Source organism: Pseudochelatococcus lubricantis, assembly GCF_011762225.1.
In the GTDB taxonomy this organism is placed as follows: Bacteria; Pseudomonadota; Alphaproteobacteria; order Rhizobiales; family Beijerinckiaceae; genus Pseudochelatococcus; species Pseudochelatococcus lubricantis.
In genome coordinates, this window is record NZ_JAASQI010000002.1 from 473,898 (window position 1) to 497,068 (window position 23,171).

The 23,171-nt window shown below is 65.4% G+C and carries 18 protein-coding genes; 14 read left to right on the forward strand and 4 right to left on the reverse strand.

Going from position 1 to position 23,171, the window contains the following annotated elements; genetic code table 11:
• Nucleotides 1–156 precede the first annotated feature (156 nt).
• From FHS82_RS06170 to FHS82_RS06190, 5 genes are all read left to right on the forward strand, one after another.
• Entirely contained in the window at nucleotides 157–1,170 is a 1,014-nt protein-coding gene (locus FHS82_RS06170; RefSeq protein ID WP_166949892.1) for an amino acid ABC transporter substrate-binding protein, read from the forward strand.
• 172 nt (nucleotides 1,171–1,342) lie between these two features.
• The gene (locus tag FHS82_RS06175) at nucleotides 1,343–2,551 is read left to right on the forward strand and encodes an amino acid ABC transporter permease (RefSeq protein ID WP_166949894.1); all 1,209 of its coding nucleotides are present in this window, start codon (nucleotides 1,343–1,345) and stop codon (nucleotides 2,549–2,551) included.
• Nucleotides 2,552–2,560: 9 nt separating this feature from the next.
• Entirely contained in the window at nucleotides 2,561–3,733 is a 1,173-nt protein-coding gene (locus FHS82_RS06180; RefSeq protein ID WP_166949896.1) for an amino acid ABC transporter permease, read from the forward strand.
• Between the two features lie 62 nt (nucleotides 3,734–3,795).
• Nucleotides 3,796–4,512 carry an amino acid ABC transporter ATP-binding protein gene (locus tag FHS82_RS06185; protein ID WP_246225155.1) on the forward strand — a complete coding sequence of 239 codons (717 nt, stop codon included), beginning with the start codon at nucleotides 3,796–3,798 and terminating at the stop codon, nucleotides 4,510–4,512.
• A 96-nt stretch (nucleotides 4,513–4,608) separates the two neighbouring features.
• The gene (locus FHS82_RS06190) at nucleotides 4,609–5,112 is read left to right on the forward strand and encodes a hypothetical protein (RefSeq protein ID WP_166949900.1); all 504 of its coding nucleotides are present in this window, start codon (nucleotides 4,609–4,611) and stop codon (nucleotides 5,110–5,112) included.
• Nucleotides 5,113–5,195: 83 nt separating this feature from the next.
• Here FHS82_RS06190 and FHS82_RS06195 read toward each other — a convergent pair whose 3' ends face one another.
• On the reverse strand, nucleotides 5,196–6,269 hold the full coding sequence (locus FHS82_RS06195; RefSeq protein WP_166949902.1) for a YncE family protein: 1,074 nt from the start codon (nucleotides 6,267–6,269) through the stop codon (nucleotides 5,196–5,198).
• A gap of 550 nt (nucleotides 6,270–6,819) precedes the next feature.
• Here FHS82_RS06195 and FHS82_RS06200 point away from each other — a divergent pair.
• The 8 genes from FHS82_RS06200 (at nucleotide 6,820) to cydC (ending at nucleotide 16,787) form a co-directional block, all read left to right on the forward strand.
• Complete coding sequence (locus tag FHS82_RS06200; protein ID WP_166949904.1) at nucleotides 6,820–7,650, forward strand: aldo/keto reductase; 831 nt, start codon at nucleotides 6,820–6,822, stop codon at nucleotides 7,648–7,650.
• A gap of 249 nt (nucleotides 7,651–7,899) precedes the next feature.
• Complete coding sequence (lldD, locus tag FHS82_RS06205) at nucleotides 7,900–9,039, forward strand: FMN-dependent L-lactate dehydrogenase LldD (protein ID WP_166949906.1); 1,140 nt, start codon at nucleotides 7,900–7,902, stop codon at nucleotides 9,037–9,039.
• 118 nt (nucleotides 9,040–9,157) lie between these two features.
• The gene (locus tag FHS82_RS06210; RefSeq protein ID WP_166949908.1) at nucleotides 9,158–9,844 is read left to right on the forward strand and encodes a VIT1/CCC1 transporter family protein; all 687 of its coding nucleotides are present in this window, start codon (nucleotides 9,158–9,160) and stop codon (nucleotides 9,842–9,844) included.
• Nucleotides 9,845–10,486: 642 nt separating this feature from the next.
• The gene (locus tag FHS82_RS06215; protein ID WP_166949910.1) at nucleotides 10,487–12,064 is read left to right on the forward strand and encodes a cytochrome ubiquinol oxidase subunit I; all 1,578 of its coding nucleotides are present in this window, start codon (nucleotides 10,487–10,489) and stop codon (nucleotides 12,062–12,064) included.
• A gap of 5 nt (nucleotides 12,065–12,069) precedes the next feature.
• Nucleotides 12,070–13,221, forward strand: a complete 1,152-nt coding sequence (cydB, locus tag FHS82_RS06220) for a cytochrome d ubiquinol oxidase subunit II (protein WP_166949912.1) — start codon at nucleotides 12,070–12,072, stop codon at nucleotides 13,219–13,221.
• Nucleotides 13,222–13,234: 13 nt separating this feature from the next.
• Complete coding sequence (gene cydX / locus FHS82_RS06225) at nucleotides 13,235–13,348, forward strand: cytochrome bd-I oxidase subunit CydX (RefSeq protein WP_166949914.1); 114 nt, start codon at nucleotides 13,235–13,237, stop codon at nucleotides 13,346–13,348.
• Nucleotides 13,345–15,078, forward strand: coding sequence for a thiol reductant ABC exporter subunit CydD (gene cydD / locus FHS82_RS06230; protein WP_377700210.1), 1,734 nt, complete (start codon nucleotides 13,345–13,347; stop codon nucleotides 15,076–15,078). Before cydX ends, cydD begins: the two co-directional genes overlap by 4 nt.
• Nucleotides 15,078–16,787, forward strand: coding sequence for a thiol reductant ABC exporter subunit CydC (cydC, locus tag FHS82_RS06235; RefSeq protein ID WP_377700213.1), 1,710 nt, complete (start codon nucleotides 15,078–15,080; stop codon nucleotides 16,785–16,787). The genes cydD and cydC overlap by 1 nt, the downstream gene beginning before the upstream one ends.
• A gap of 127 nt (nucleotides 16,788–16,914) precedes the next feature.
• Here cydC and FHS82_RS06240 read toward each other — a convergent pair whose 3' ends face one another.
• Together FHS82_RS06240 and FHS82_RS06245 are read right to left on the reverse strand one after the other, a co-directional pair.
• Nucleotides 16,915–17,583 (reverse strand): carbonic anhydrase, encoded by a 669-nt coding sequence (locus FHS82_RS06240; RefSeq protein ID WP_166949919.1) that lies wholly within the window; start codon nucleotides 17,581–17,583, stop codon nucleotides 16,915–16,917.
• 39 nt (nucleotides 17,584–17,622) lie between these two features.
• Nucleotides 17,623–19,500 (reverse strand): aminopeptidase P family protein, encoded by a 1,878-nt coding sequence (locus FHS82_RS06245; protein ID WP_166949921.1) that lies wholly within the window; start codon nucleotides 19,498–19,500, stop codon nucleotides 17,623–17,625.
• Between the two features lie 268 nt (nucleotides 19,501–19,768).
• Here FHS82_RS06245 and FHS82_RS06250 point away from each other — a divergent pair, with 268 nt between their 5' ends.
• On the forward strand, nucleotides 19,769–21,481 hold the full coding sequence (locus FHS82_RS06250) for a lysine--tRNA ligase (protein ID WP_166949923.1): 1,713 nt from the start codon (nucleotides 19,769–19,771) through the stop codon (nucleotides 21,479–21,481).
• Nucleotides 21,482–21,498: 17 nt separating this feature from the next.
• Here the strand turns inward: FHS82_RS06250 and FHS82_RS06255 are convergent, their stop codons facing one another.
• Nucleotides 21,499–22,641, reverse strand: coding sequence for a PA0069 family radical SAM protein (locus FHS82_RS06255; protein WP_166949925.1), 1,143 nt, complete (start codon nucleotides 22,639–22,641; stop codon nucleotides 21,499–21,501).
• Between the last annotated feature and the right edge of the window lie 530 nt (nucleotides 22,642–23,171).

The window sequence follows — 23,171 nt, forward strand, 5'->3', positions numbered from 1 at the left end:
TGCAAACGAAGAAAGTTCACAAACCTGACATAACATAAGAGTTGCCCTCCAGCCGTTGAGGCAGTCCATGGGCAGTGTCATTTCCGAGCTTGCACCTTGCGGAGAGATGGACAAATATTGGACATATACAAGGATATGAAGAGGGGATTGTTTTCGATGAAGAAATCTCTGTTGGCCGCCATTGTCACGGTTGCTGCTTTCGGTGCCGCCGGTGCTTCGGCCGCCACGCTCGATCAGGTGAAGCAGCGCGGCGTGCTGCATTGCGGATCGAACCCCGGCCTTGCGGGTTTCGCGGTCGCGGATGACAAGGGGCAGTGGACGGGCTTCGACGTGGCTTTCTGCCGCGCCGTCGCTGCGGCGATTTTTGACGATCCCGCCAAGGTCCGGTTCATTCCGCTGACGGCCAAGGATCGTTTCACGGCCGTGCAGTCGGGCGAGGTGGATGTGCTGATTCGCAACACCACCTGGACGATGTCGCGCGATACGTCGCTCGGCCTCAATCTCGGCCCGGTGAACTACTACGACGGACAAGGTTTCATCGTGCGCAGCTCGCTCGGCCTGAAGTCGGCCAAGGAGCTGGAGGGCGCCTCGGTCTGCGTGCAGCAGGGCACCACGACCGAACTCAATCTGGCGGATTTCTTCCGCGCCAACAACATCAAGTATGAGCCCGTTACCTACGCCTCGGCGGTGGAGGCCGTGAAGGCCTACGACTCCGGCCGTTGCGACGCCTTCACCACGGATGCCTCCGCGCTCTATGCCGAGCGCCTGCGCCTCACCGCACCCGACGAGCACGTCGTGCTGCCGGAGATCATCTCGAAGGAGCCCTTCGCCCCTGTCGTCCGCCATGGCGACGACCAGTGGTTCGATCTGGTGCAGTGGACAGTCAACGCCACCATCAACGCCGAGGAACTTGGCGTCACGAAGGCCAATGTCGACGAGCAGCTCAAGTCCGAAAACCCGGAAGTCCGCCGCCTGCTCGGCGTGGAAGGGAACTTCGGCGAAGGTATCGGGCTTCCCGCGGACTGGGCGGTGCGTATCATCCGCCACGTGGGCAATTACGGCGAGATTTTCGCGGCGAACCTCGGCCCCGACTCCCCGCTGAAAATCGATCGTGGCCTGAACAGGCTCTGGACAAACGGTGGCATCCTCTACGCTCCGCCCATCCGCTGACGACGGCCGTGGGCGCGCAGCCCGCCGCGCATCCCGCATTTGATGCCGTCCCTCGAATGAGCCTCACTCATCGAGGGACGGTCGGGCTCGCGCGTGGCCTGAGCAAAACCCATGCGAGCGGTCGCAGACCGGGAGCGTCGGTGTGAGATTCATCCTACCGGGAGGATCGTCGATGGCGCGAACGCCGCCCGTCCAGAGCCCGCCGCCCGACCGGGGCGATGCGACAGGCTCCTGGCTCTACAATCCAGCCGTGCGCGGCGCAGCCTATCAGGTCGCGCTGGCCGCGGCAGTCGTCCTCATCCTTTACGAAGCGTCGACCAATGCCATCGAGAACATGCGTCGTCTCGGCATCGTCTCGGGCTTCGGGTTCTGGAACGCCCCGGCCGGGTTCGACATCAACCAGCGGCTGATCAGCTACAGCTCCACCTATTCGACCTATGGCGAGGCGTTCTGGGTCGGCCTGCTCAACACGCTGCTGGTGGCGAGCGCGGGCATCGTGCTGGCGACCGTCATCGGGTTCGTCGTCGGTATCGCGCGGCTGTCGCGCAATCGGATCGTCTCGTTCCTCGCGGCGTGTTACGTGGAGTTCTTCCGCAACATCCCGCTGCTTCTGCAGCTCTACGTCTGGTACAATGCCGTGCTGCGGGCGCTGCCGGCGCCGCGCCAGTCGCTGTCGACGGCCGACGCCGTATTCCTCAACAACCGCGGCCTCTTCGTGCCGGCGCCCGTGTTCGGGGAGGGCAGCGGCCTGCTGCTGGTCGCGGCGGTGCTCGCGTGTGCCGCCATCGCCGTCTTCGGGCGCTGGGCGCGGCGGGATCAGGACCGCACCGGCCGCCAGCATGCCACGGGGCTGGTTTCGCTGGCCCTGTTCGCCGGTTTCATGGCTCTGGGCTGGTTTGCGGCGGGCCGACCGGTGACGTTCAATGTGCCGGATTTGCGCGGCTTCAACATCGTCGGCGGGTTGCAGATCTATCCCGAATTCGTGGCGCTGCTGCTGGGCCTGAGCATCTACACGGCTTCCTTCATCGCCGAGATCGTCCGCGCGGGCATGCTTTCCGTCTCTCGCGGGCAGACGGAGGCGGCGTATTCGCTGGGGCTGCGGCCGGGCATCACGCAGCGGCTGGTGATCATTCCGCAGGCGATGCGCGTGATCGTGCCGCCGCTGACGAGCCAGCTGCTGAACCTCACCAAGAATTCGTCGCTGGCTGTCGCCATCGGCTATCCCGACCTGGTGCAGGTGTTCATGGGCACCGTGCTGAACCAGACGGGGCAGGCCATCGAGTGCGTCGTCATCACGATGCTGGTCTATCTGCTGCTCAGCCTGCTGACGTCGCTGGCGATGAACATCTACAATCGCCGCGTGGCGATCGTCGAACGATAGGAGGCGGCGATGACGACATCCGGAAAAACCGCTTCCGCCGCCTACCTGCGCACGACAGTCGCGCCGCCGGAACGACCGCCCCCGCTCACGAGCGGCCCGCTCGCGTGGCTGCGGGAAAACCTGCTCTCGTCGCCGCTCAATGTGGCGCTGACGCTTGCCGGGCTTTACATCGTCTATGTGCTGGTGCCGCCGGCGGTGCGGTTCCTTCTCGTCGACGCCGTGTGGACGGGGGAGGACCGCAACGCCTGCCTCGTGTCCGCAGCCGGGCAGCCGGTGGGCGCCTGCTGGGCCTTCGTGGCGTCGCGGCTGCGATATTTCGTCTACGGCGCCTATCCCGACGGGCAGCTGTGGCGCGTCAACCTCGTGTTCGCCCTGTGCGCGGCGGGCATCGTGTGGCTGCTGTGGACGCGCGCGCCACGCAAGGACCTCGGGGCAATCTTCTTCTTCGGCCTGTTTCCCGTGGCAGCCGTCGTGTTGCTCTATGGCTGGCCGGCGATCGGCCTGCCGCACGTGCACACCTCGCTGTGGGGCGGGGTGGTGGTGACGCTCGTCGTCGCGTTCGCGGGCATCGTGGTGTCGCTGCCGTTCGGGGTGCTGCTGGCGCTCGGCCGGCGCTCGCGCCTGCCGCTGGTGCGGCTCGTGTCGGTGACATTCATCGAGTTCTGGCGCGGCGTGCCGCTGATCACCGTGCTGATCATGGCGAACACGATGCTGCCGCTGTTCCTGCCCGGCAACATGTCGCCGGACAAGCTGCTGCGGCCGCTGGTGGGCGTGGCGCTGTTCGCTTCCGCCTATATGGCCGAGGTGGTGCGCGGCGGCCTGCAGGCCATTCCGAAGGGCCAGTTCGAAGGGGCGGCGTCGCTGGGTCTCAATTACTGGCAGACGACGCGCCTCGTGGTGCTGCCGCAGGCGCTGCGCATCGTGATCCCGGGCATCGTCAACACCTTCATCGGCCTGTTCAAGGATACGTCGCTCGTGTCCATCGTCGGCATCTTCGACCTGATGCGCACCATCGAGGTGTCGCTCGCGGACCCGAGATGGGCGACGCCGGTGACGGCGGCAAGCGGATATGCCTTCGCCGCCATCTTTTATTTTGTATGCTGCTTCGGTATGTCTCGCTATTCTATAGCAATGGAAAAACGTCTGGCGACCGGCCATAAACGACAGGAGACCGATAGATGACTTCCGCCGCGCAGCAGGCCGGGCAGAGCGCCCGCCATCTCGGTGGCGCGCCCGTGATCCGCATGATCGACGTCCACAAGTGGTATGGCGAGTTTCACGTGCTGCGCGACATCAACCTCGACGTCGCGAGGGGTGAGCGCATTGTGATCTGCGGGCCGTCCGGCTCTGGCAAGTCGACCCTCATCCGCTGCATCAACCGGTTGGAGGAGTACCAGAAGGGGCGCATCATCGTCGGCGACGTGGAACTGACCAACAACATCAAGCGCATCGATGAGGTGCGCCGCGAGGTTGGCATGGTGTTCCAGCACTTCAACCTGTTCCCGCATCTCACCATTCTGGAAAACTGCACGCTGGCGCCGATCTGGGTGCGCAAGATTCCGAAGAAAGAGGCGGAGGCGACCGCCATGCGCTACCTGGAGCGGGTGAAGATTCCGGAGCAGGCGCACAAGTATCCCGGCCAGCTCTCCGGCGGCCAGCAGCAGCGCGTGGCCATCGCCCGTTCCCTGTGCATGAACCCGAAGATCATGCTGTTCGACGAACCCACCTCCGCCCTCGACCCCGAGATGGTGAAGGAGGTGCTCGACACCATGGTGAGCCTCGCCATGGAGGGCATGACCATGCTCGTGGTCACCCACGAGATGGGCTTCGCCCGGCAGGTGGCCGACAGGGTGATCTTCATGGATCAAGGACAGATCGTCGAGATGAACACGCCGACGGAGTTCTTCTCCAATCCGCAACACGAGCGCACGAAACTGTTCCTGGGGCAGATATTGCATTGATTTGCCGCCCCGCCGGTGGCAAGCAGGATGGATGCGGGGAGGGACTGTCGTCGCCCATGCCCGCGGGGCGCACTTTTCGTTGTGGCGGAGCGGGGCATGTTCTTACTTTTCGTGATCATCCTGTCGCTGGTCGGCGCTGTGGCGCTGTCGTGGGTGCTTGGCCGGCAGGGCGTCTATGTGGCGGGGGTGGCCCTGCTGATCGGCTCCGGCATCGCGCTGCTCGGGCCGATCATCACCTCCTGCCGGCTGTGCTGGACCGAGGTGCTGAGCATCGCCGCGTTCCTCTCGTCGCCGTTCTTCATCGTGGGCTGGATCGCGCTGGCGCAGGCCAACGTCTTCCACGTGCCGCAGAAACTGCTCTATGGCCTCGGCGGGCTGATGGTGGTGCAGGCCATCTGGGCGTCTCGGCTGACCATTTTCTCGACTTTCGAGGGGAACTGCCCTTGCGGTTCGGCGCTCGCGGGCTTTGTCACGACGGAGCTGTCCGCCTCCGGTTTCGACCGTCTGGCGGGCCCGTGGTTCCTCACCGAGGCCGTGGTGACGCTCGCCATCCTGATCAGCATCTGGCGCCGCGCCCGCACCAGGCCGAGCTTCGCCTGACGGCGATTTGCGGGAAAACGGCCTATCGACAAAAAGAAGGCGCTCCGTGGAGCGCCTTCTGCGCATGATGCGTCGCGCGGCGCTCAGGGCGCGATGATGCTGACGGTGTCGCCTTCCGGATCCTCGATCTCCGGCTGCCCACGCTCGGCGCGCTTGGCCTTGTTGACCACGTAGACGAGGTTGGTTTTCGGGTTGACGGTGATGTGGTTCGGGTGGCTGCCGGTCTTCAGGTCGGCGATGACGGAATAGTCCTTGCCGTTGACGATCGTCACTGTGCCCGTGCCGCGGTTGCCAACGTAAATCTGGTCGTTGGCGGGGTTATAGGCGAGCGCGATGGCACCCTTGCCTGTCTCGACCGACTTGATCAACTCACCCGTCTTCGGGTTGAGAACGGTCAGCGTGCCGGACACCTGGTTGGTGACGAACAGTCGCTCGCCCTTGGCGTCGAGCACCACGCGGATCGGCCCCTCGCCGCCGGACTTGAAGGTGCGGGCAATCGCGTTCTTTTCGAGATCGACGACGGCGATGTCGTGTGTCACGAGGCGGGTGAGGAAGAGCTGCCTGTTGGCGGCGTCAAGCTCGATGCCCGCCGCGCGGCCGCCAAGGTTCTCGATCACGTGATCGATCTTCTTCGCCGCGCCGTCGATCACCCAGACCGCGCTCTTCTCGTCCTCCGGGCCGCCGGTGATGGAAATGTAGGCGCGGTTGGCGGTTTCGTCGACGACGACGTTGTAGGGGTGGGCCTTGTCGCCCTGCGTGAAGGTGGCGACGACCTTGCCGCTGCCGAGATCGACGACGGATGCGTTCGCGTGGCGCGTGTCGGTGGTGAAGACGGTGTTTGTCTTCGCGTTGAAGGCGAGCCCGAGCGCGGCGGAGTCCTTGGTGGTGATCTCCGACTTCAGCGCCAGGGTCCCGGGATCGAGCACGAGGATCTTGCCATCCGGCGCCGCGCGCTGCGCGCCGGTGTTGGAGACGTTGAGGGCGCCGTTATTGTCGATGAACGACTGGTAGAGACCGACGCCAACCTTCTCGGTCTTCCTGACGACGGGCTCTGCGAACGCGGGCGCAGCCAGCACCAGCGCGAGGGCGGCCAGCGAAGCGGCGGCAGCGAAGCGCCGGCCCGCGGCGGCGGGAACGGTGGGATTGAACTCGACCATGCAATTATCTCCCGGATGTATGTATATGATTCACGATGGGCAGGCAGCGTTCCCGCTGCGCGAGGATGGAGCGCGTCTCGTCACCACGCGGGAACCGGCCAGCGACACCGGCTGCCCGCCCGCGGTCATTCTCCGACCGGGAAAATATACATATTCAGTGAAAAGTACAAATAACTCATATAATTTTTATTTATAAAATTTCTAAAGAATAATATTCTCGAATTTTAAAATATATCATTGAAATGAAAAATATTGGTTATTGTGTTCTCTATTCCGTATTATTTACGGGTTGCTCGCCTAACCATCGAGGAGTTTCCCGTCGATGGCGAATAAATTCTACAATAGAATGCCTTCTGGTCCAGCTTCGCTGCCACTTGGAGGAATCCTTCAAAAAATCAAGAGTTTACATGTATTTTCCGTCTCAGCGCATCCGCAATGTGCCGACCCTCACTTGACAGCGGCCAGCGCTTGTCCAACGGTTCAGGATCGACGGACGTCGGGCCGCTCTCTCCTGTCAATCTGCCAACGGCATTCATCCAAGGATATTCCCATGACGGATCAACCGACCGTGCTTCTCAATGATGGGCATACGATTCCCCAACTCGGCCTCGGCGTCTGGCAGGCGGGGCAGGATGTCGCCGTGGCGGCCGTGCGGAAGGCGCTGGAGGTCGGCTACCGGCATGTCGACACCGCCGCGGTCTACGGGAACGAGCGCGAGGTGGGCGAGGGCATGCGCGCCTCGGGCGTGGCGCGCGGCGACATCTTCCTCACCACCAAGCTCTGGAACGACGCGCAGGGCCACGACAACGCCCTGCGGGCGTTCGACGCAAGCCTGGAACGGCTCGGTGTCGACTATGTCGATCTTTATCTGATCCACTGGCCCATGCCGCGCCTGGGCACCTATGTGGAGACGTGGAAGGCGCTGATCGAACTGAAGAACAGTGGCCGGGCGCGTTCCATTGGCGTATCGAACTTCAATGCCGAGCATCTCGAACGCATCATCGGCGAGACGGGCGTCGTGCCGGCGCTCAACCAGGTCGAGCTGCATCCCCACTTCCAGCAGCGTGCGCTGCGCGCCTTCCATGCCGAGCATGCCATCGCGACGCAGTCTTGGAGTCCGCTGGGGCAGGGCAGGCTGCTCGCCGATCCCGCCATCGCCGTCGTCGCGCGCAAGCACGGACGAACGCCGGCGCAGACGATCATCCGCTGGCATCTCGACAACGGCCTGATCGCGATTCCGAAGTCCGTCACGCCGGCCCGCATCGAGGAGAACTTCGCCGTTTTCGACTTCACGCTCGACGCGGAGGACATCGCCGCCATCGGCGCGCTCGATTCCGCGCAGGGGCGCATCGGATCCGATCCGCTGACGGCGCATTTCTGAGCGCACCGGCCTGCCGGACCGGGAGCGGACCGTGTCTCCGGATCGGTCAATGCGCGACCGGGAAGACGGAGCGGTGCTGCTTCCCTCTCCGCCGCTCTGGCGGTGGGCGGCAGAATCGCATAGTGTCCGCCCGCTTCGTGAGCCGCCGCAGGGTCATCCGCATGCTGCGCCTGCCCATGCCGGGCTTCCCGGGCGGGACGGGGCGCCACTGTCCCCGGCTCCCGAGCCGTCCCTGAAGGTGTGAGCCAGATGATCATTTCCGCGTCAACCGACTATCGCAGGGCCGCGCAGCGCAGGCTGCCGCCGTTCCTGTTCCACTATATCGACGGCGGCGCCTATGCGGAATACACGTTGCGGCGGAATGTCGACGATCTGGCGGGGCTTGCCCTGCGCCAGCGCGTGCTGCGCAACGTGGCGGAACTAGACGTCTCGACGGAACTGTTCGGCGAGAAACTGGCGCTGCCCCTGGCGCTGGCACCGGTTGGGCTGACGGGCATGTACGCCCGGCGAGGCGAGGTGCAGGCGGCGCGCGCCGCGACAGCGAAGGGCGTGCCGTTCACGCTGTCCACCGTCTCCGTCTGCTCCATCGAGGAGGTGCAGAAGGCCGTCTCGGCGCCGATCTGGTTCCAGCTCTATGTGCTGAAGGACCGCGGCTTCATGCGCAACGCACTGGAGCGGGCGCAGCAGGCGGGCGTTAAGACGCTTGTATTCACGGTCGACATGCCGGTGCCGGGCGCCCGCTACCGGGATGCACATTCGGGCATGTCCGGCCCCTACGCGCCGGCGCGGCGTCTGTTGCAGGCGGCGCTGCATCCCGCGTGGGCGCTCGATGTCGGCGTGCTGGGCCGGCCGCACGACCTCGGCAACATTTCCGCCTATCTGGGCAAGCCGACGGGCCTCGCCGACTATATCGGATGGCTAGGCGCGAACTTCGACCCCTCCATCAGCTGGAAGGACCTCGAATGGATCCGGCAGTTCTGGAAGGGGCCGATGATCATCAAGGGTATTCTCGATCCTGACGATGCCCGCGACGCAGTGAGCTTCGGGGCGGACGGGATCATCGTTTCCAACCATGGCGGGCGGCAACTCGACGGTGTACTGTCGTCGGCGCGGGCTTTGCCGGCGATCGCGGACGCCGTCGGCAGCGACCTTGCCGTGCTGGCCGACTCCGGCATCCGCTCTGGCCTCGATGTCGTGCGCATGCTGGCGCTCGGCGCGAGGGCAGTGCTGATCGGCCGTTCCTTCGTCTATGCGCTGGCGGCGGCGGGGCAGGCGGGCGTCGCCAATCTGCTTGATCTGTACGAAAAGGAAATGCGCGTGGCGATGGCGCTCACGGGCGCGCGCTCCGTGAAGGAAATCAGCCGCGAGAGCCTTGTCGGCATCCTGTGACGGGTGCGGATCGGGAGGCCGGGACGCATTGATACCCGCTTCCGTCTAGCTTATACGAGAACCGTTCCAAACTGCTCCGGACGGAGCTATGTGGACGGAACGATATGGGCGGAACGGCATGGGCAAGGAAAACCATCTCGTCGGACGCATCGGATGGCTGCGGGCGGCTGTGCTCGGCGCGAACGACGGCATCGTATCGACGGCGAGCCTTATTCTCGGCGTCGCCTCCGCGGCGGCGGACAAGGGCGAGGTGTTGCTCGCCGGGGTGGCCGGTCTCGTCGCCGGCGCGATGTCCATGGCGGCGGGCGAATATGTCTCCGTCAGCTCGCAGTCGGACACCGAGCACGCGGACCTCGCCCGTGAAAAGCGCGAGCTTGAGGACGATCCGGCGTTCGAGCGGGAGGAACTCGCCCAGCTTTATGTCGCGCGCGGCGTCGACGTCTCGCTCGCCCGCCAGGTCGCCGACCAGCTCATGATGAAGGATGCGCTGGGCGCGCATGCACGCGACGAACTCGGCATATCGGAGGTCACGGCCGCGCGGCCCGTGCAGGCCGCGATGGCCTCGGCCGCGACCTTCACCATTGGCGCTTCCGCACCGCTCGCCCTCGTGCTGGTTTCGCCGAGGGAGTGGCTGCTGCCGGCCGTGTCGGCGGGCTCGCTGGTGTTTCTGGCCGTGCTCGGCATGGTGGGGGCGGTGGCGGGCGGCGCCGGCGTCCTGAAGCCGACGGTCCGCGTCGCGTTCTGGGGCGCTCTCGCGATGGCGGTGACGTCCGCCATCGGTGCGCTGGTCGGCACCGTCGTCTGATCGCGGCGACCGGGTGCGACCATTTACCCGGTGCGACAAAACATGTCGGACATAATGTCCGGTTCCGCACGGCGTCCGATGGGCCTATAGCATTTAAACGCTGGCAGCACGTACCGCTGTCAGGAGTGCGACGCATTTGCGCCGTCTGCCGCACGCGGATATTGTTTCCGTTGCGGAGCAGGGTGCATTGCGGCGCCTTGGAGCGCGTTCCGATCAGATGGAACCATCTGATCGATCAGAATTCGCTCAAAATAAGGAATCGAGAATCTGTCCTGTTTCAACGTAAACAGGACAGATTCTGGAGCAGTCTGCATTCAAGTCAATTCATCGAATTGAATAAAAGTTGCGGTGAAATATAAGATTTAGAGCGCACGGTCTGATTCCGTCAGAACGTTTGGCGTTCTAATGCGTTTTTTCATAGTAAAACTCGGATATATAGTTGCATGTTGCAACTATATCATTTTTTATTTTACATTTATTATTGTTGTAATAATATTCGTGATATGGTCCTTTGCGTTTCGTAATCTTTAGGCAGCACCCTTGGGGCCAATTCGCATCCGTTGGCCGAATCCGCGGAGCCAACGGGCATCTCCCGTCATCTGTGCGGAGATTGAGAGGACGCCGGGCAACCGGCGTGGAAAGATGGAACTCGACATCGTATCGCTCTCGCGCTTCCAGTTCGCGCTGACGGCACTCTATCACTTTCTGTTCGTTCCGCTGACGCTCGGCCTGTCCGTGCTGGTCGCCATCATGGAGACCGTGTACGTGATGACGGGCCGCCCGATCTGGCGGCAAATGACCCAGTTCTGGGGCACGCTGTTCGGCATCAACTTCGTCATGGGGGTTGCGACGGGCATCGTGATGGAATTCCAGTTCGGCATGAACTGGAGCTACTACAGCCATTATGTCGGCGATATCTTCGGCGCGCCGCTGGCGGCGGAAGGGCTGATGGCCTTCTTTCTGGAGGCGACCTTCGTCGGCCTGTTCTTCTTCGGCTGGGACAGGATGTCGAAGGTCGGGCATCTCGCCGCGACCTGGGCGGTGGCGCTCGGCTCCAACTTCTCGGCCCTGTGGATCCTGATCGCCAACGGCTGGATGCAGAACCCGGTGGGCTCCGTGTTCAACGTGCAGACTATGCGCATGGAGATCGACAACTTCGCCGACGTGCTCTTCAATCCGGTGGCGCAGGCCAAGTTCGTGCACACGGTTTCTGCCGGCTATGTCACGGCCTCGCTTTTCGTGCTCGGCGTCTCCGCGTGGTATCTGCTGAAGGGCCGCGTGCCGGAGCTTGCCAAGCGCTCGATGACGGTCGCGGCCTCGTTCGGCCTTGCCGCCTCGCTTTCCGTGGTCGTGCTGGGCGACGAGAGCGGCTATCTCGCCAACGAGCATCAGAAGATGAAGCTCGCGGCCATGGAGGCGATGTGGGAGACCGAGCCCGCGCCGGCCGGCTTCACGCTGTTCGGCTTTCCCGACCAGCAGGCGCGCGAGACGCACTTTGCCATCCGCATTCCTGTGGTCATGGGCCTCATCGCGACCCGCTCGCTGAACACGGAAATCCCCGGCATCAACGACCTCGTCAGGAGCGCCGAGGGCCATATCCGCAACGGCATTGTCGCCTATGACGCCTTGCAGAAAATCCGCGCGGTGAAACCGGGCGAGCCGGTGCCGCCGGAGGCGCAGGCCGCTTTCGAGCAGAACGGCCGCCAGCTCGGCTATGCCCTGCTGCTGCGGCGTTATGTCGATGATCCGCGCCTCGCGACGGACGAGCAGATCGCCCGCGCGGCGTGGGATACGGTGCCGCACGTGCCGACGCTGTTCTGGTCGTTCCGCGTCATGGTGGGGCTCGGGTTCTTCTTCATCCTCCTCACGGCGACCTTCTTCCTGCTGTCCGCCACGCGCCAGCTCGATCGCCGCCGCTGGCTGCTGCGGGTCGCGGTCGCCGCCATTCCGCTGCCGTGGATCGCCGCCGAACTCGGCTGGGTGGTGGCCGAAACGGGCCGCCAGCCGTGGTCGATCGAGGGCATCCTGCCCACAGCGGTCGCGGTGTCCGATCTCGGCATCACGACGCTGCTGATCACCATCTGCGGCTTCTCGGTGATCTACACGGTGCTGTTCATCATCGAGATGAAGCTGATGCTGCGCGCCATCAGCAAGGGGCCGGAGGCCGACCACGGCGCGCCGGCGCCGCTCGTTCCCGCCAATCTCGTCGCAGCGGAGTGACAGCGATGATTCTGCATGAACTGATCGACTATCCGACGCTGCGCGTCATCTGGTGGGTGCTGCTCGGCGTCATCCTGATCGGCTTTGCCGCGATGGACGGCTTCGATCTGGGAACCGGCATCCTGCTGCCCTTCGTGGGGCGCGACGACGTGGAGCGTCGCATCGTCATCAACACCGTGGGCCCGGTGTGGGAGGGCAACCAGGTGTGGCTCATCCTGGGCGGCGGCGCCATCTTCGCCTCGTGGCCGCAGCTGTATGCCGTCTCCTTCTCCGGCTTCTATCTGGCGATGTTCGCCATCCTGTTCGCGCTGATCCTGCGGCCGGTCGGCTTCAAATATCGCAGCAAGCTGGACGATACGCGCTGGCGCTCGGCGTGGGACTGGGCGCTGTTCATCGGCGGCTTCCTGCCCTCGCTGATCTTCGGCGTGGCGGTGGGCAACACGCTGGCGGGCGTGCCGTTCCGCATCGACGATGACCTGCGCATCTTCTACGACGGCACCTTCTTCGGCCTGCTCAACCCCTTCGCGCTGCTGTGCGGCCTCGTCTCCGTCGCCATGCTGACCATGCACGGCGCAACCTGGCTGGCGCTGAAGACGGAGGGCGAGGTGAGGGCGCGCGCCGTCTCGTACGGCAAGCGCGCGGCGCTGGCGACGATCGCGCTCTTCGCGCTCGGGGGCGTCGCGCTGTGGCTCTTCGTGGACGGCTACGTGATCACCAGCGTCATCAACCCGGCCGGCCCGTCGAACCCGCTGCTGAAGACGGTGGAGCGCGAGGCGCAGGCGTGGTTCGCCAACTACGGCGCCTATCCGTGGACGCTGATCGCGCCCGCGCTCGGCTTCCTCGGGCCGCTCGTCGTATGGGCGCTGATCGGCTCGAAGCGGGAGATCGTCACGCTGGCCGCCGGCATGGTGAGCGCGTTCGGCGTCATCGCGACCGTGGGCGTCTCGATGTTCCCGTTCATCCTGCCGTCCACCGAGCAGCCGGGCGCAAGCCTGACGGTGTGGGACGCCTCGTCGAGCCACCAGACGCTGTTCATCATGCTTTGCATCAGCCTGCTCTTCCTGCCGATCGTGCTCGCCTACACGGCATGGGTCTACAGCATCCTGCGCGGCAAGGTCGGGCGGGAAGAGGTAGAGGGCGGCGGACACGCCTACTGAAGGGGGAACGACGATGTGGTATTTCGCATGGCTTCTCGGCCTGCCGCTGGCGGCCGCCTTCGCGGTGCTGAACGCGATGTGGTATGAACTGATGGACGACGAAGCGAAGAAAACGAAAACCCGGTGAAGGGACGCCCGCCAGAAAGCACGCAAGCGGCCGCTGATTTGCAGGCGGCCGTTCCCGATGACAGGTCGCGACGGTCCGGTGTTGGCCTTGGCGCCTGGATGCAGGCGGGCGCCGCCTTGCTCTGGCTGCCGCAGGCCGCGGCGCTGGCGTGGGCCGTGCAGCAGCTCTCGGCGGGTGCGGGCTTCCGGGCGGTGGTTCTGCCGGCGGCGGCCGTCTTCCTGCTGGGCACGCTGCGCGCGCTCGTCCACGCGGCGGGCAGCCGGCTGACGTTCCGTGCCGCGCGGGCGCAACTCGCGGCGATGCGTGCGCGGGCGGTGACGGCCATCGCGCGCCGGTCGCCGGTCGACCGGGAGAAGCCCGCTTCCGGTTTTGCGGCGAGTGCTATCGGCGAACAGGCCGAGGCCGTGCTGCCCTATCTGTCGCGCTATCGGCCCGTGCGCCTGCGTACCGCGCTGGTGCCTGCCGCGATCCTCGCCGTCGTCCTGCCGCTGTCCTGGCTGGCGGCGCTCGTCCTGCTGGTTTCCGCGCCGCTGATCCCGCTCTTCATGGCGCTGATCGGCTTGCGCGCGAAGGAGGCCAGCGAGGCGCAGATGCTGGAGATCGGCGGCATGAACGGCTTCCTGCTCGACAGGCTGCGGGGCATGACCACCATCCGCGCGCTGCACGCCACGGAGGCTACTGCACTGCGCCTGCGTGCTTCCGCCGTCGCGCTGAAGGAGCGCACGATGGCTGTGCTGCGCATCGCTTTCCTGTCCTCCGCCGTGCTGGAGCTGTTTTCGGCGCTCGGCGTGGCGCTGATCGCAGTCTATGTCGGTTTCCATTTTCTGGGGCAGTTTCCCTTCGGCGCATGGGGCGGCAAGCTGACGCTGGGCGAGGGACTGTTCATCCTGCTGCTGGCGCCTACCTTCTTCGAGCCGCTGCGTGAACTCGCCACCGTCTGGCACGACCGTGCCGCCGGCGAGGCGGCTCTCGGCGCCCTGCGCGGGCTGGCGGGGGAGGGAGACGGAGCGATGCTCCTGCCCGGCGCGCTCGTCGCCGCGCGTGCGTCCGCTGACACCGGCGCGCGTGCCCTGCCGCCCGCCGTGGCGGTCCGCGATCTCGCGTTCCGCTATCCGGGAGATGCCGAAAACGTCATCGACGGCTTTTCGCTCGATGTCGCGGCCGGCGAGAAGGTCGCTCTGCTGGGCACGAGCGGCGCGGGCAAATCCACCCTGCTGGCGCTGATCGCCGGGCTCGCCGGTGCGCGGACGGGCGAGATCGCCGTCGGCGGCATGCCGCTCACCGGCGACACGGCGGCGAGCCTGCGCGGGCGCATGGCCTGGATCGGGCAGAAGCCGCATTTCTTCGCCGGCAGCGTCGCGCGCAATGTCACGCTGGACCGCGACCGGATCGGGCGGGCGGACGTGGCGCGCGCCCTCACGTTATGTGCCATCGGCGACCGGGCTGCGACGTGCATTGTCGGCGAGGCGGGCGCGGGACTTTCCGGCGGCGAAGCCCTGCGGCTCGCGCTGGCGCGGGCGGCGGCGGACCCGCGTGCCGATCTCATCCTTGCCGACGAACCCACGGCCCATCTCGATTCCATGACGGCGGCGGAGGTCACGGCGGGCCTGCTGCAATCGGCCGCGGGGCGCACACTGATCGTCGCCACTCACGATCCCGTGCTCGCCGCGCGCATGGATCGTGTCGTGCGCATCGGCGATGCCGCGCCGGCGGGCCGGGAGGCGTCATGATCCGGGGCGGCTGGCGCGACATGCGCCCCATCCTCGCGCTTTTCTGGGCCGGACAACGGCGGATGCTGCTGCTCGGCGTCGTGCTCGCGGCGCTGACGATGCTCGCCGGTGTCGCCCTGCTTGGCCTTTCCGGCTGGTTCATCGCCGCTGCCGCGCTTGCCGGGCTGCTGCCGGCGACCGCGCTGGCGTTCGACGTGTTCGCGCCCGCCGCCGGCGTTCGGCTGCTGGCGCTGGTGCGCACCGCCGGGCGTTACGGCGAGCGGCTGACGACGCACGATGCGACGCTCGCCATCCTCGCCACGATCCGCGAGCGGCTGTTTCGCGGCTGGGCGCGGCCCGGCATGGCCCGCCGCCTGCTGATGCGCCCGGCAACGCTGCTCTTCCGGCTCACGGCGGACGTCGATGCCTTGGATTCGGTTTATCTGCGCGTGATCGTGCCTGCGGTCGCCGCCATCGCCACGGCGCTGCTCGCGGGGGGCGCGGTCGCGCTTGCCCATGCCTGGACGGGGCTGGCGCTGGCGGTGGCGCTGCTCGCCGCCGGGCTCGGCATTCCGCTTGCGGTCGCCCGCGCCGGCCGCCGGCAGGCTCGCCTGCGCGCCTTCGCGCTGGAGGCATTGCGCGCCCGCACCATCGACCTTTCCTCCGGGCAGACGGAACTCGTCATGGCCGGGCAGCTCGCGGCACAGTGCGAGCGGGTGCTGGCGGCCGACGGGCGGCTGAGCGTGGCGGACGATGCCCTTCATCGTCTCGATACGTATTCGGCCGCGGGCTTCGGTCTCGTCTCGACCTCCGTCCTTACCGCGATGCTGCTAACGGTCGGCGTGCTGGTGGAAGGCGGTGCGATCGGCGCGCCTGTGGCGGCGCTGCTGCTGCTCGTCGCGCTCGCTGCGCTCGAACCCTTCGCAGGTCTGCAACGCGGCGCGCTGGAACTCGGACGCACGCTGCTCTCCGCGCGCCGGCTCGGCCCGCAACTGGCGGACGCGGGGGAGGCGGCGGCGTCCGCCGCGCGGCCCACGCCCGGCTTGGCGCTTGCGCTGGAACGGGTCACGTTCTTCCATGACGGCGCGGATTGCCCCGTCCTCGACGACCTGTCTCTGACGATATCCGAAGGCGAGGTCGTCGCCCTCGTCGGCCCGAGCGGCGCGGGGAAATCAACGCTGCTCGCGCTTCTCGCCGGGGAACTGCAGCCGCGCACGGGCACCGTGAGAGCGCAGCCCCTGACGCTGCTGCCACAGCGCACGGAACTCTTTCAGGACAGCCTGCGCGACAACCTGCGTCTCGCCGCGCCCGCCGCGCCCGCCGCATCCGACACGCTGCTCTGGCAGGCGCTCGACGACGCGGGGCTCGCTGCCGGCGTGCGCCGGATGTCCTCCGGCCTCGACACGCGCCTCGGCGAGGGCGGCCTCGGGCTTTCGGGCGGGCAGGCACGCCGGCTCGCGCTCGCGCGCCTTCTATTGCGCCCCGATCCCCTGTGGCTCATCGATGAGGCGACCGAAGGCCTGGACGCCGTGACAGCGCGCGACGTGCTGCGACGCCTTCATGGCGCGGCAAAAACGGGTGGGCGCACCATGCTGATTGCAACCCACGTGCGGCGCGAGGCGGAGGCCGCCGACCGCCTCGTCGTCATGGCGCAAGGCCACCTGATCCGCGACGTGCGGCGCAGCGACCCCGCCTTCGCGGAAACGCTCGCGAGCCTGCGCCCTGACTGAGCGGACGTTGCGCCGGTTCCGCCCCCTTGCTTTCGCCTCAAATTCATCCAGAGAACGGCACCCGTTTTGTGATTGGATGACTCATATCAACGCCTGTCCTTGCCCCTCCCTCGATCGAGGGAGGGTATCAGGTGCAGCGAAAGCGGGGGAGCAACGCGGAGGCCTCCACGGTCGGCTCGAATGCGCCGGAAGCGGGGTCGCGCACCAGCAGTTCGCCGCTGCCGATGCCGAAATAGGCGCCGTGCAGCGTGAGCGCGCCGCCCGCGACCGCCCGCGCGACGAAGGGAAAGGTCAGCAGGTTATCGAGGCTCAGCGCCACAGACGCCAGTTCGAGGCGCCGCAGATAATCCGCTCCGTCATACCCCGTCCGCGCGCCTAGCCCGTTTGCCGCCGGTGCGATCTGGGACATCCAGTTGCCGATGAAGTCGCCCGCCGAAAGCGGCTTGCTCTCGTCCGCGAACGCCTTGATGCCGCCGCAGGAGGCGTGGCCGAGCACGACGATATGCTTCACCTTGAGGGCCTGGACACCGAATTCCAGCGCCGCACTCGTGCCATGTTGCGAATCGCGGTCCGTGTCATAGGCCGGCACCAGATTGGCAACGTTGCGCACCACGAGCAGTTCACCGGGCGAGGCATCGAAAATGACCTCCGGCGACACGCGCGAATCGACGCAGCCGACCACCATGATCTCGGGGCTCTGTCCGCTCTCCGCCAGCACCGCGTAGCGCGACCGCTCGCTGGTGAAGCGTCCGTCGAGGAATGAGCGGTAACCGTCTACAAGCCGTTTGGGAAACATGACCATCGTCCACGCAAGTCCTGTATGCTGATAAACAGATCAGAGGGGCGCCGTCGCGCTGGCAAGCCACGCGCGCGTCTCGTCGTCGACATGGGCCGCGAGCGTGTTGCGGACGCGGTCGTGATAGGCGTTGAGCCACGCGCGCTCGCCGTCGCTCAGCAGCGACACGGCAACGAGGCTGCGGTCAATGGGCGCGAGCGTGATGGTTTCGAACCCGAGGACGGGCCGGTCCGCGCCCGGCACCTGCCGGTCCTCGACGACCAGCAAATTCTCGATGCGGATGCCGTAATGCCCCTCGCGGTAGTATCCGGGTTCGTTCGACAGGATCATGCCGGCTTCGAGCGCGACCCCGCCGAGCCGGGAAATGCGCTGCGGCCCCTCGTGCACCGACAGGAAGGAGCCGACGCCGTGGCCGGTGCCATGGTCGAAGTCGAGCCCCGCTTCCCAGAGCGGACGCCGGGCGAAGGGGTCGATCTGCGTGCCGGATGTGCCTTTGGGGAAGACGGCGGTCGCGACGGCGATATGGCCCTTGAGGACCCGCGTGAACCGGTCCCGCAATTCGGGCGACGGCGTGCCGATCGCCACCGTGCGCGTGATGTCCGTGGTGCCGTCGACATATTGCCCGCCCGAATCGACCAGCAGGATGCCGGGCGTCACCGGGCGGTTGCCGGCGCGGGTGACGCGGTAGTGGGGCAGCGCGGCGTTCTCGTTCGCGCCGGCGATGGTCGGGAAGGAGATGTCCACCAGCAGACCGGTGTCGCGCCTGAAGCCTTCCAGCGCCTCGACGACATCGATCTCCGTGAGCTTGCCGGAGGGGGCCTCGCGCGCCACCCAGGCCAGGAACCGCGTCACGGCGGTGCCGTCCCGCCGCTGTGCAGCGCGCGCACCCTCGATCTCGCGCCGGTTCTTGACCGCCTTGAGCGCTGTCAGCGGGTCGTCGGCGATGTGGAACCGGGCCTCGGCGTTGGCGACGGTATGCTGCAGGGCGAAGGCGCCCGTCGCGGAATCGATCTGGATGCAGACGGCCTTTCCCGCGCGTGCCACGAGACCGGCGATGGCGTGGGCCAGCGCCTCCCGCGCCCCGAGGGGACGCCCCTCGGGCGCAGTACCCGCCGGTGCCAGGTCCGCGACCTGACTGACGGCGCTCGCCGTGATCTCGTCGAAGCGGTCGGGCGCGAGGAACAGCGTCGGCCTCTCCGTCGCCGGCACCAGTGCATAGCCGAGCGCAATCGGCGTGTGAGGCACGTCGCTGCCGCGAATATTGAACAGCCACGCGATGTTGTGCGGATCGCTGACGATCAGCCCGTCAATCTTTGCCTGCGCGAGCCGCTCGCGCAGGCGTGCCAGCTTGCTGGCTGCGGTTTCGCCGGCGACCGAAAGCGGATGCAGCCGGACGGGCGCGCGTGGCTGCGGCGGACGGTTGCTCCAGACGGCGTCGAGGGGGTTTTCAGCGACCGCCACAAGCGTGCCGCGCGCCTCCGCGACGGCCTTCTCCATCCGCCGGACCTGCCCGTCCGTATGCAGCCATGGGTCATAGCCGAGCGCGCCACCTTCGGGCAGGTGGCTGGCGATCCATTGCTCCGGCGTGGTCTGCGCAAGCGCGACCGGCGCGAAGAGAGTGGTGTCGATCTGCTCGCGAACCTGAATGACGTACCGCCCATCGACCACTACCGCGGCTTCATTCTCCAGCACCACCGCGGTGCCGGCGGAGCCGGAAAAGCCCGTCAGCCACGCCAGCCTTTCCTCGCCCGCCGGGACGTATTCTCCTTGATGCTCGTCGGCGCGGGGTACGATGAAGCCGGAAAGGCCGTGCTGCGCCAGCACGCGGCGGAGGGCGGCCAGACGCTCCGCTCCCGGTCGCGCGCCGGGCGGTGCGGCAGCGGCCGGATCATCGAAGGACTGGTACCTGCTGGTCATGGCGATTCTCCCCACGAAGCCGAATGAAGCGCGAAACTAACCCGTTCCGCGGCGCAACGGCACACGATATCGACAAAATCGCCGCGGGAAAGCCCAAATTCCGGTCGGCGGCGTCCTGAATCGCGGTGAAGGGGTACCTGCCGCGTTGACGTTGCCGCGCACAATTCCTACTGTCTGCGCCCCTGATCCGCCTTCCGTCCGCCCGACCGGCATCCGATCGGCGCCGCGCGGGCGGATTCGTGTCGTCCAATGTCGAAAGAGTGAACCCATGGTTGCCCCGCTCCACCTTGATCCCGCGCTTGTCGAGGCAGCTCAGATCTCGGCCGCCTGGCCGTTCGAGGAAGCGCGCAAACTCGTGGCGCGCATCGGGCGGACCGGCAAGAAGGATGTGCTGTTCGAGACCGGTTACGGTCCGTCCGGCCTGCCGCACATCGGCACCTTCGGCGAGGTGGCGCGCACCTCCATGGTGCGACACGCCTTCCAGGTGTTGACGGAGGGCCGCGTTCACACGCGCCTCGTCGCCTTTTCCGACGACCTCGACGGCCTGCGCAAGGTGCCGGACAACATTCCCAACAAGGAAAGCCTCATCCCCTTCCTCGGCCGGCCGCTGACACAGGTGCCCGATCCCTTCGGCACCCACGACAGCTTCGGTGCCCACAACAACGCGCGGCTGCAGGCGTTTCTCGACAGTTTTGGCTTCGACTACGAATTCCGTTCGGCGACACAGGTCTACCGCAGCGGTGTTTTCGATGAGACGTTGCTGCTGATGCTGCGCCACTACGACGCCGTGATGGAAGTGATGCTGCCAAGCCTGCGCGCCGAGCGGGCGCAGAGCTACTCGCCCTTCCTGCCGATCCACCCGAAGACCGGCATCGTGATGCAGGTGCCGGTGGATGAGGTGCGCGCGGAGGCCGGCACCATCGTCTGGCGCGACCCCGAGACACAGGAGCGCTTCGAGACGCCGGTGACCGGCGGTCACGTCAAGCTGCAGTGGAAGCCCGACTGGGCGATGCGCTGGGCGGCGCTCGGCGTCGACTACGAAATGGCTGGCAAGGACCTCATCGACTCGGTGAAGCTGTCCGGCCAGATCGCCCGCGTGCTCGGCACCGAACCGCCGGAAGGCTTCAACTACGAGCTGTTCCTCGACGAGCACGGCACCAAGATTTCCAAGTCGAAGGGCAATGGCCTCACCATCGATGAATGGCTGCGCTACGGCACGCCGGAAAGTCTCGCGCTGTTCATGTACAACAAGCCGCGCGAGGCCAAACGGCTCTATTTCGACGTCATTCCGCGCCACGTCGACGACTATCTTTCCTTCCTCGCCAATTACGGGCGGCAGGAATGGAAGCTGCGGCTGGGCAACCCGGTCTGGCACATCCATGCCGGAAACCCGCCCGCGCCCGAGACGATCGGCGCGCCCTCGGACGAGGGGCGCGGCACGCAGTTGAGCTTCGCCATGCTGCTCAACCTCGCCGCCGTCGCCAACTCCGAGGACAAGACGGTGCTGTGGGGCTTCATCCAGCGCTACGCACCCGGCACCTCGCCGGAAAACCATCCGCAGCTCGATCGGCTCGTCGGGTATGCCATTAATTACTTCCGTGACTTCGTGAAGCCGGCCAAGAACTACGCCGACCCGACGGACGCGGAGCTGGATGCGCTGGAGGACTTGTCCGCCGAACTCGCGCAGCAGACGGGCTCCACCGACGCAGAGGCGCTGCAGAACGTTGTCTACGAAGTCGGCCGCAAACATTTTCCCGATACCAGCGGCAAGACGAAAAGCCCGGACGGCCGTCCGGGCGTCTCGCAGACATGGTTTTCCACGCTTTACCGCATCCTGTTCGGTGAGGAGCGCGGCCCGCGTTTCGGCTCCTTCATCGCGCTCTACGGCGTCGCGGAGACGCGGGCCCTGATCGCGGCCGGCCTTTCCGGCGAGCTGAAGCGTGCGCACGAGGCCTTTCTGAAGGAACGCGGGAAGGCCTGACGGCCACAGGACGCGCATCAGAACAGGCTCAACTGTTCGGCGGCCTTCGGCGCGCCGCGGAAGAGATCCGTGCGCAGCCGCGGGTGGCGCTTGAGGTAGCCGATACGCTGCATGGCGAGTTCGAAACGGCGGGCGATCAGTGCCGCGTAGGGGCCGGTGCCCGTCATGCGCTCGTTCCAGCGCGCATCGTAATCCTTGCCGCCACGCATGGAGCGGATGAGCGACAGGACATGTCTCGCCTTGTCAGGGTAATGCGTCACCAGCCATTCGGTCACGAGATCGCGTACCTCCAGCGGCAACCGCAGCAGCACGTAGCCCGCTTCCCGCGCGCCGGCTTCATGCGCCTTTTCGAGAATGGTCTCGATCTCGCTGTCGTTGATGGCCGGAATGATCGGTGCGACCATGACGGAGACGGGAATGCCCGCCTCGCCCAGCTGCCGTATCGCCGCTAGCCGCCGGTGGGGTGCTGCTGCGCGCGGCTCCATGGTGCGCGCGAGCTTTCCGTCTAGCGTCGTCACCGAAATCGCGACGCAGGCAAGGCCTTGGCTCGCCATCGGCGCGAGCAGGTCTATGTCGCGTGTGACGAGCGCGGATTTCGTCACGATGCTGACTGGATGCCCCATCCGCCCCAGCACTTCGAGAATGCCGCGCATCAGCTGGTACTGGCGCTCGATCGGCTGGTAGGGATCGGTATTGGTGCCGATGGCGAGCGTGCGTGGTGTGTAGCCGGGCCTCGACAGCTCCTTTTCGAGCAGGACTGCGGCATCGGGCTTGGCAAACAGCCGCGACTCGAAGTCGAGCCCGGGCGAAAGCCCGACATAGGCATGGGTGGGGCGCGCGAAACAATAGACACAGCCGTGCTCGCAACCGCGATAGGGGTTGATCGAGCGGTCGAACGGAATGTCGGGCGAGGCGTTGCGCGTGATGACGGTGCGCGCCTTGTCGACCAGCACCTCGGTCCTGAGCGGCGGCAGCTCGTCCGGCTCGCCCCAGCCGTCGTCCATCGCCTCGCGTTGCGCGGGCTCGTACCGGCCAGTCGGATTCGATACCGCGCCGCGCCCGTGCTGCAGCCGCGGACCAGGCGGCAGAGGCTCGTCGCCCGGCGGAAGTGCGCCGCGCCGTCCCTCTTCCACGATGCCGTCAGCTTCCAGGCAAGCCATTGTGCGCCCTGCGTTCTCGAACAAAGATAGCCCTTAAATAGAACATAAAATGAACTTTGTAAAGGGGGGGTGAGGTGAGGGAGAGGTGCGTATCCGCTCGCAGTTCTCTCCGCACGACAGCCAAAAATAATAGAAGTTATATAATGCTATTTTACAATATAAGTATCCCATGCGCTAAATTATAAAATCAATAAATAAAATTCATCAATATAATTTAATATGTGAAAACATTAAAATAATTTTATTTAAGTTAATTTCAGAATATATAGTTTATAAAAATATATGATAAATACGCAACTGACGATGTCTTGTCAGGTGAATAAAATGATGATACTCGATTTTTGCCATTTTTGATAGAACGTATAACATAGTTTCGCTGTATCATAATGTTGTTATCAGGAGAGAATCCGTGTTAAAAAGAGGAGATTTGAATTCAATAAAGTTTATATGCGCCGATATACCATTAAATTTAAAAAAATATCCAATTAAAGAATTATTATATGCGTTCAAAACGCTATCAGATACAAGGG

Bases quoted from the DNA above. Each gene is read 5' to 3' on its own strand.
- FHS82_RS06210 (WP_166949908.1), top strand. From the start codon at position 9,158: ATGGGCAAGGAAAACCATCTCGTCGGACGCATCGGATGGCTGCGGGCG.
- FHS82_RS06175 (WP_166949894.1), top strand. From the start codon at position 1,343: ATGGCGCGAACGCCGCCCGTCCAGAGCCCGCCGCCCGACCGGGGCGAT.
- FHS82_RS06170 (WP_166949892.1), top strand. From the start codon at position 157: ATGAAGAAATCTCTGTTGGCCGCCATTGTCACGGTTGCTGCTTTCGGT.
- FHS82_RS06245 (WP_166949921.1), bottom strand. From the start codon at position 19,500: ATGACCAGCAGGTACCAGTCCTTCGATGATCCGGCCGCTGCCGCACCG.
- FHS82_RS06215 (WP_166949910.1), top strand. From the start codon at position 10,487: ATGGAACTCGACATCGTATCGCTCTCGCGCTTCCAGTTCGCGCTGACG.
- FHS82_RS06185 (WP_246225155.1), top strand. From the start codon at position 3,796: ATGATCGACGTCCACAAGTGGTATGGCGAGTTTCACGTGCTGCGCGAC.
- cydB (WP_166949912.1), top strand. From the start codon at position 12,070: ATGATTCTGCATGAACTGATCGACTATCCGACGCTGCGCGTCATCTGG.
- FHS82_RS06250 (WP_166949923.1), top strand. From the start codon at position 19,769: ATGGTTGCCCCGCTCCACCTTGATCCCGCGCTTGTCGAGGCAGCTCAG.
- FHS82_RS06195 (WP_166949902.1), bottom strand. From the start codon at position 6,269: ATGGTCGAGTTCAATCCCACCGTTCCCGCCGCCGCGGGCCGGCGCTTC.
- FHS82_RS06180 (WP_166949896.1), top strand. From the start codon at position 2,561: ATGACGACATCCGGAAAAACCGCTTCCGCCGCCTACCTGCGCACGACA.
- lldD (WP_166949906.1), top strand. From the start codon at position 7,900: ATGATCATTTCCGCGTCAACCGACTATCGCAGGGCCGCGCAGCGCAGG.
- FHS82_RS06240 (WP_166949919.1), bottom strand. From the start codon at position 17,583: ATGTTTCCCAAACGGCTTGTAGACGGTTACCGCTCATTCCTCGACGGA.
- cydX (WP_166949914.1), top strand. From the start codon at position 13,235: ATGTGGTATTTCGCATGGCTTCTCGGCCTGCCGCTGGCGGCCGCCTTC.
- FHS82_RS06190 (WP_166949900.1), top strand. From the start codon at position 4,609: ATGTTCTTACTTTTCGTGATCATCCTGTCGCTGGTCGGCGCTGTGGCG.
- FHS82_RS06200 (WP_166949904.1), top strand. From the start codon at position 6,820: ATGACGGATCAACCGACCGTGCTTCTCAATGATGGGCATACGATTCCC.
- FHS82_RS06255 (WP_166949925.1), bottom strand. From the start codon at position 22,641: ATGGCTTGCCTGGAAGCTGACGGCATCGTGGAAGAGGGACGGCGCGGC.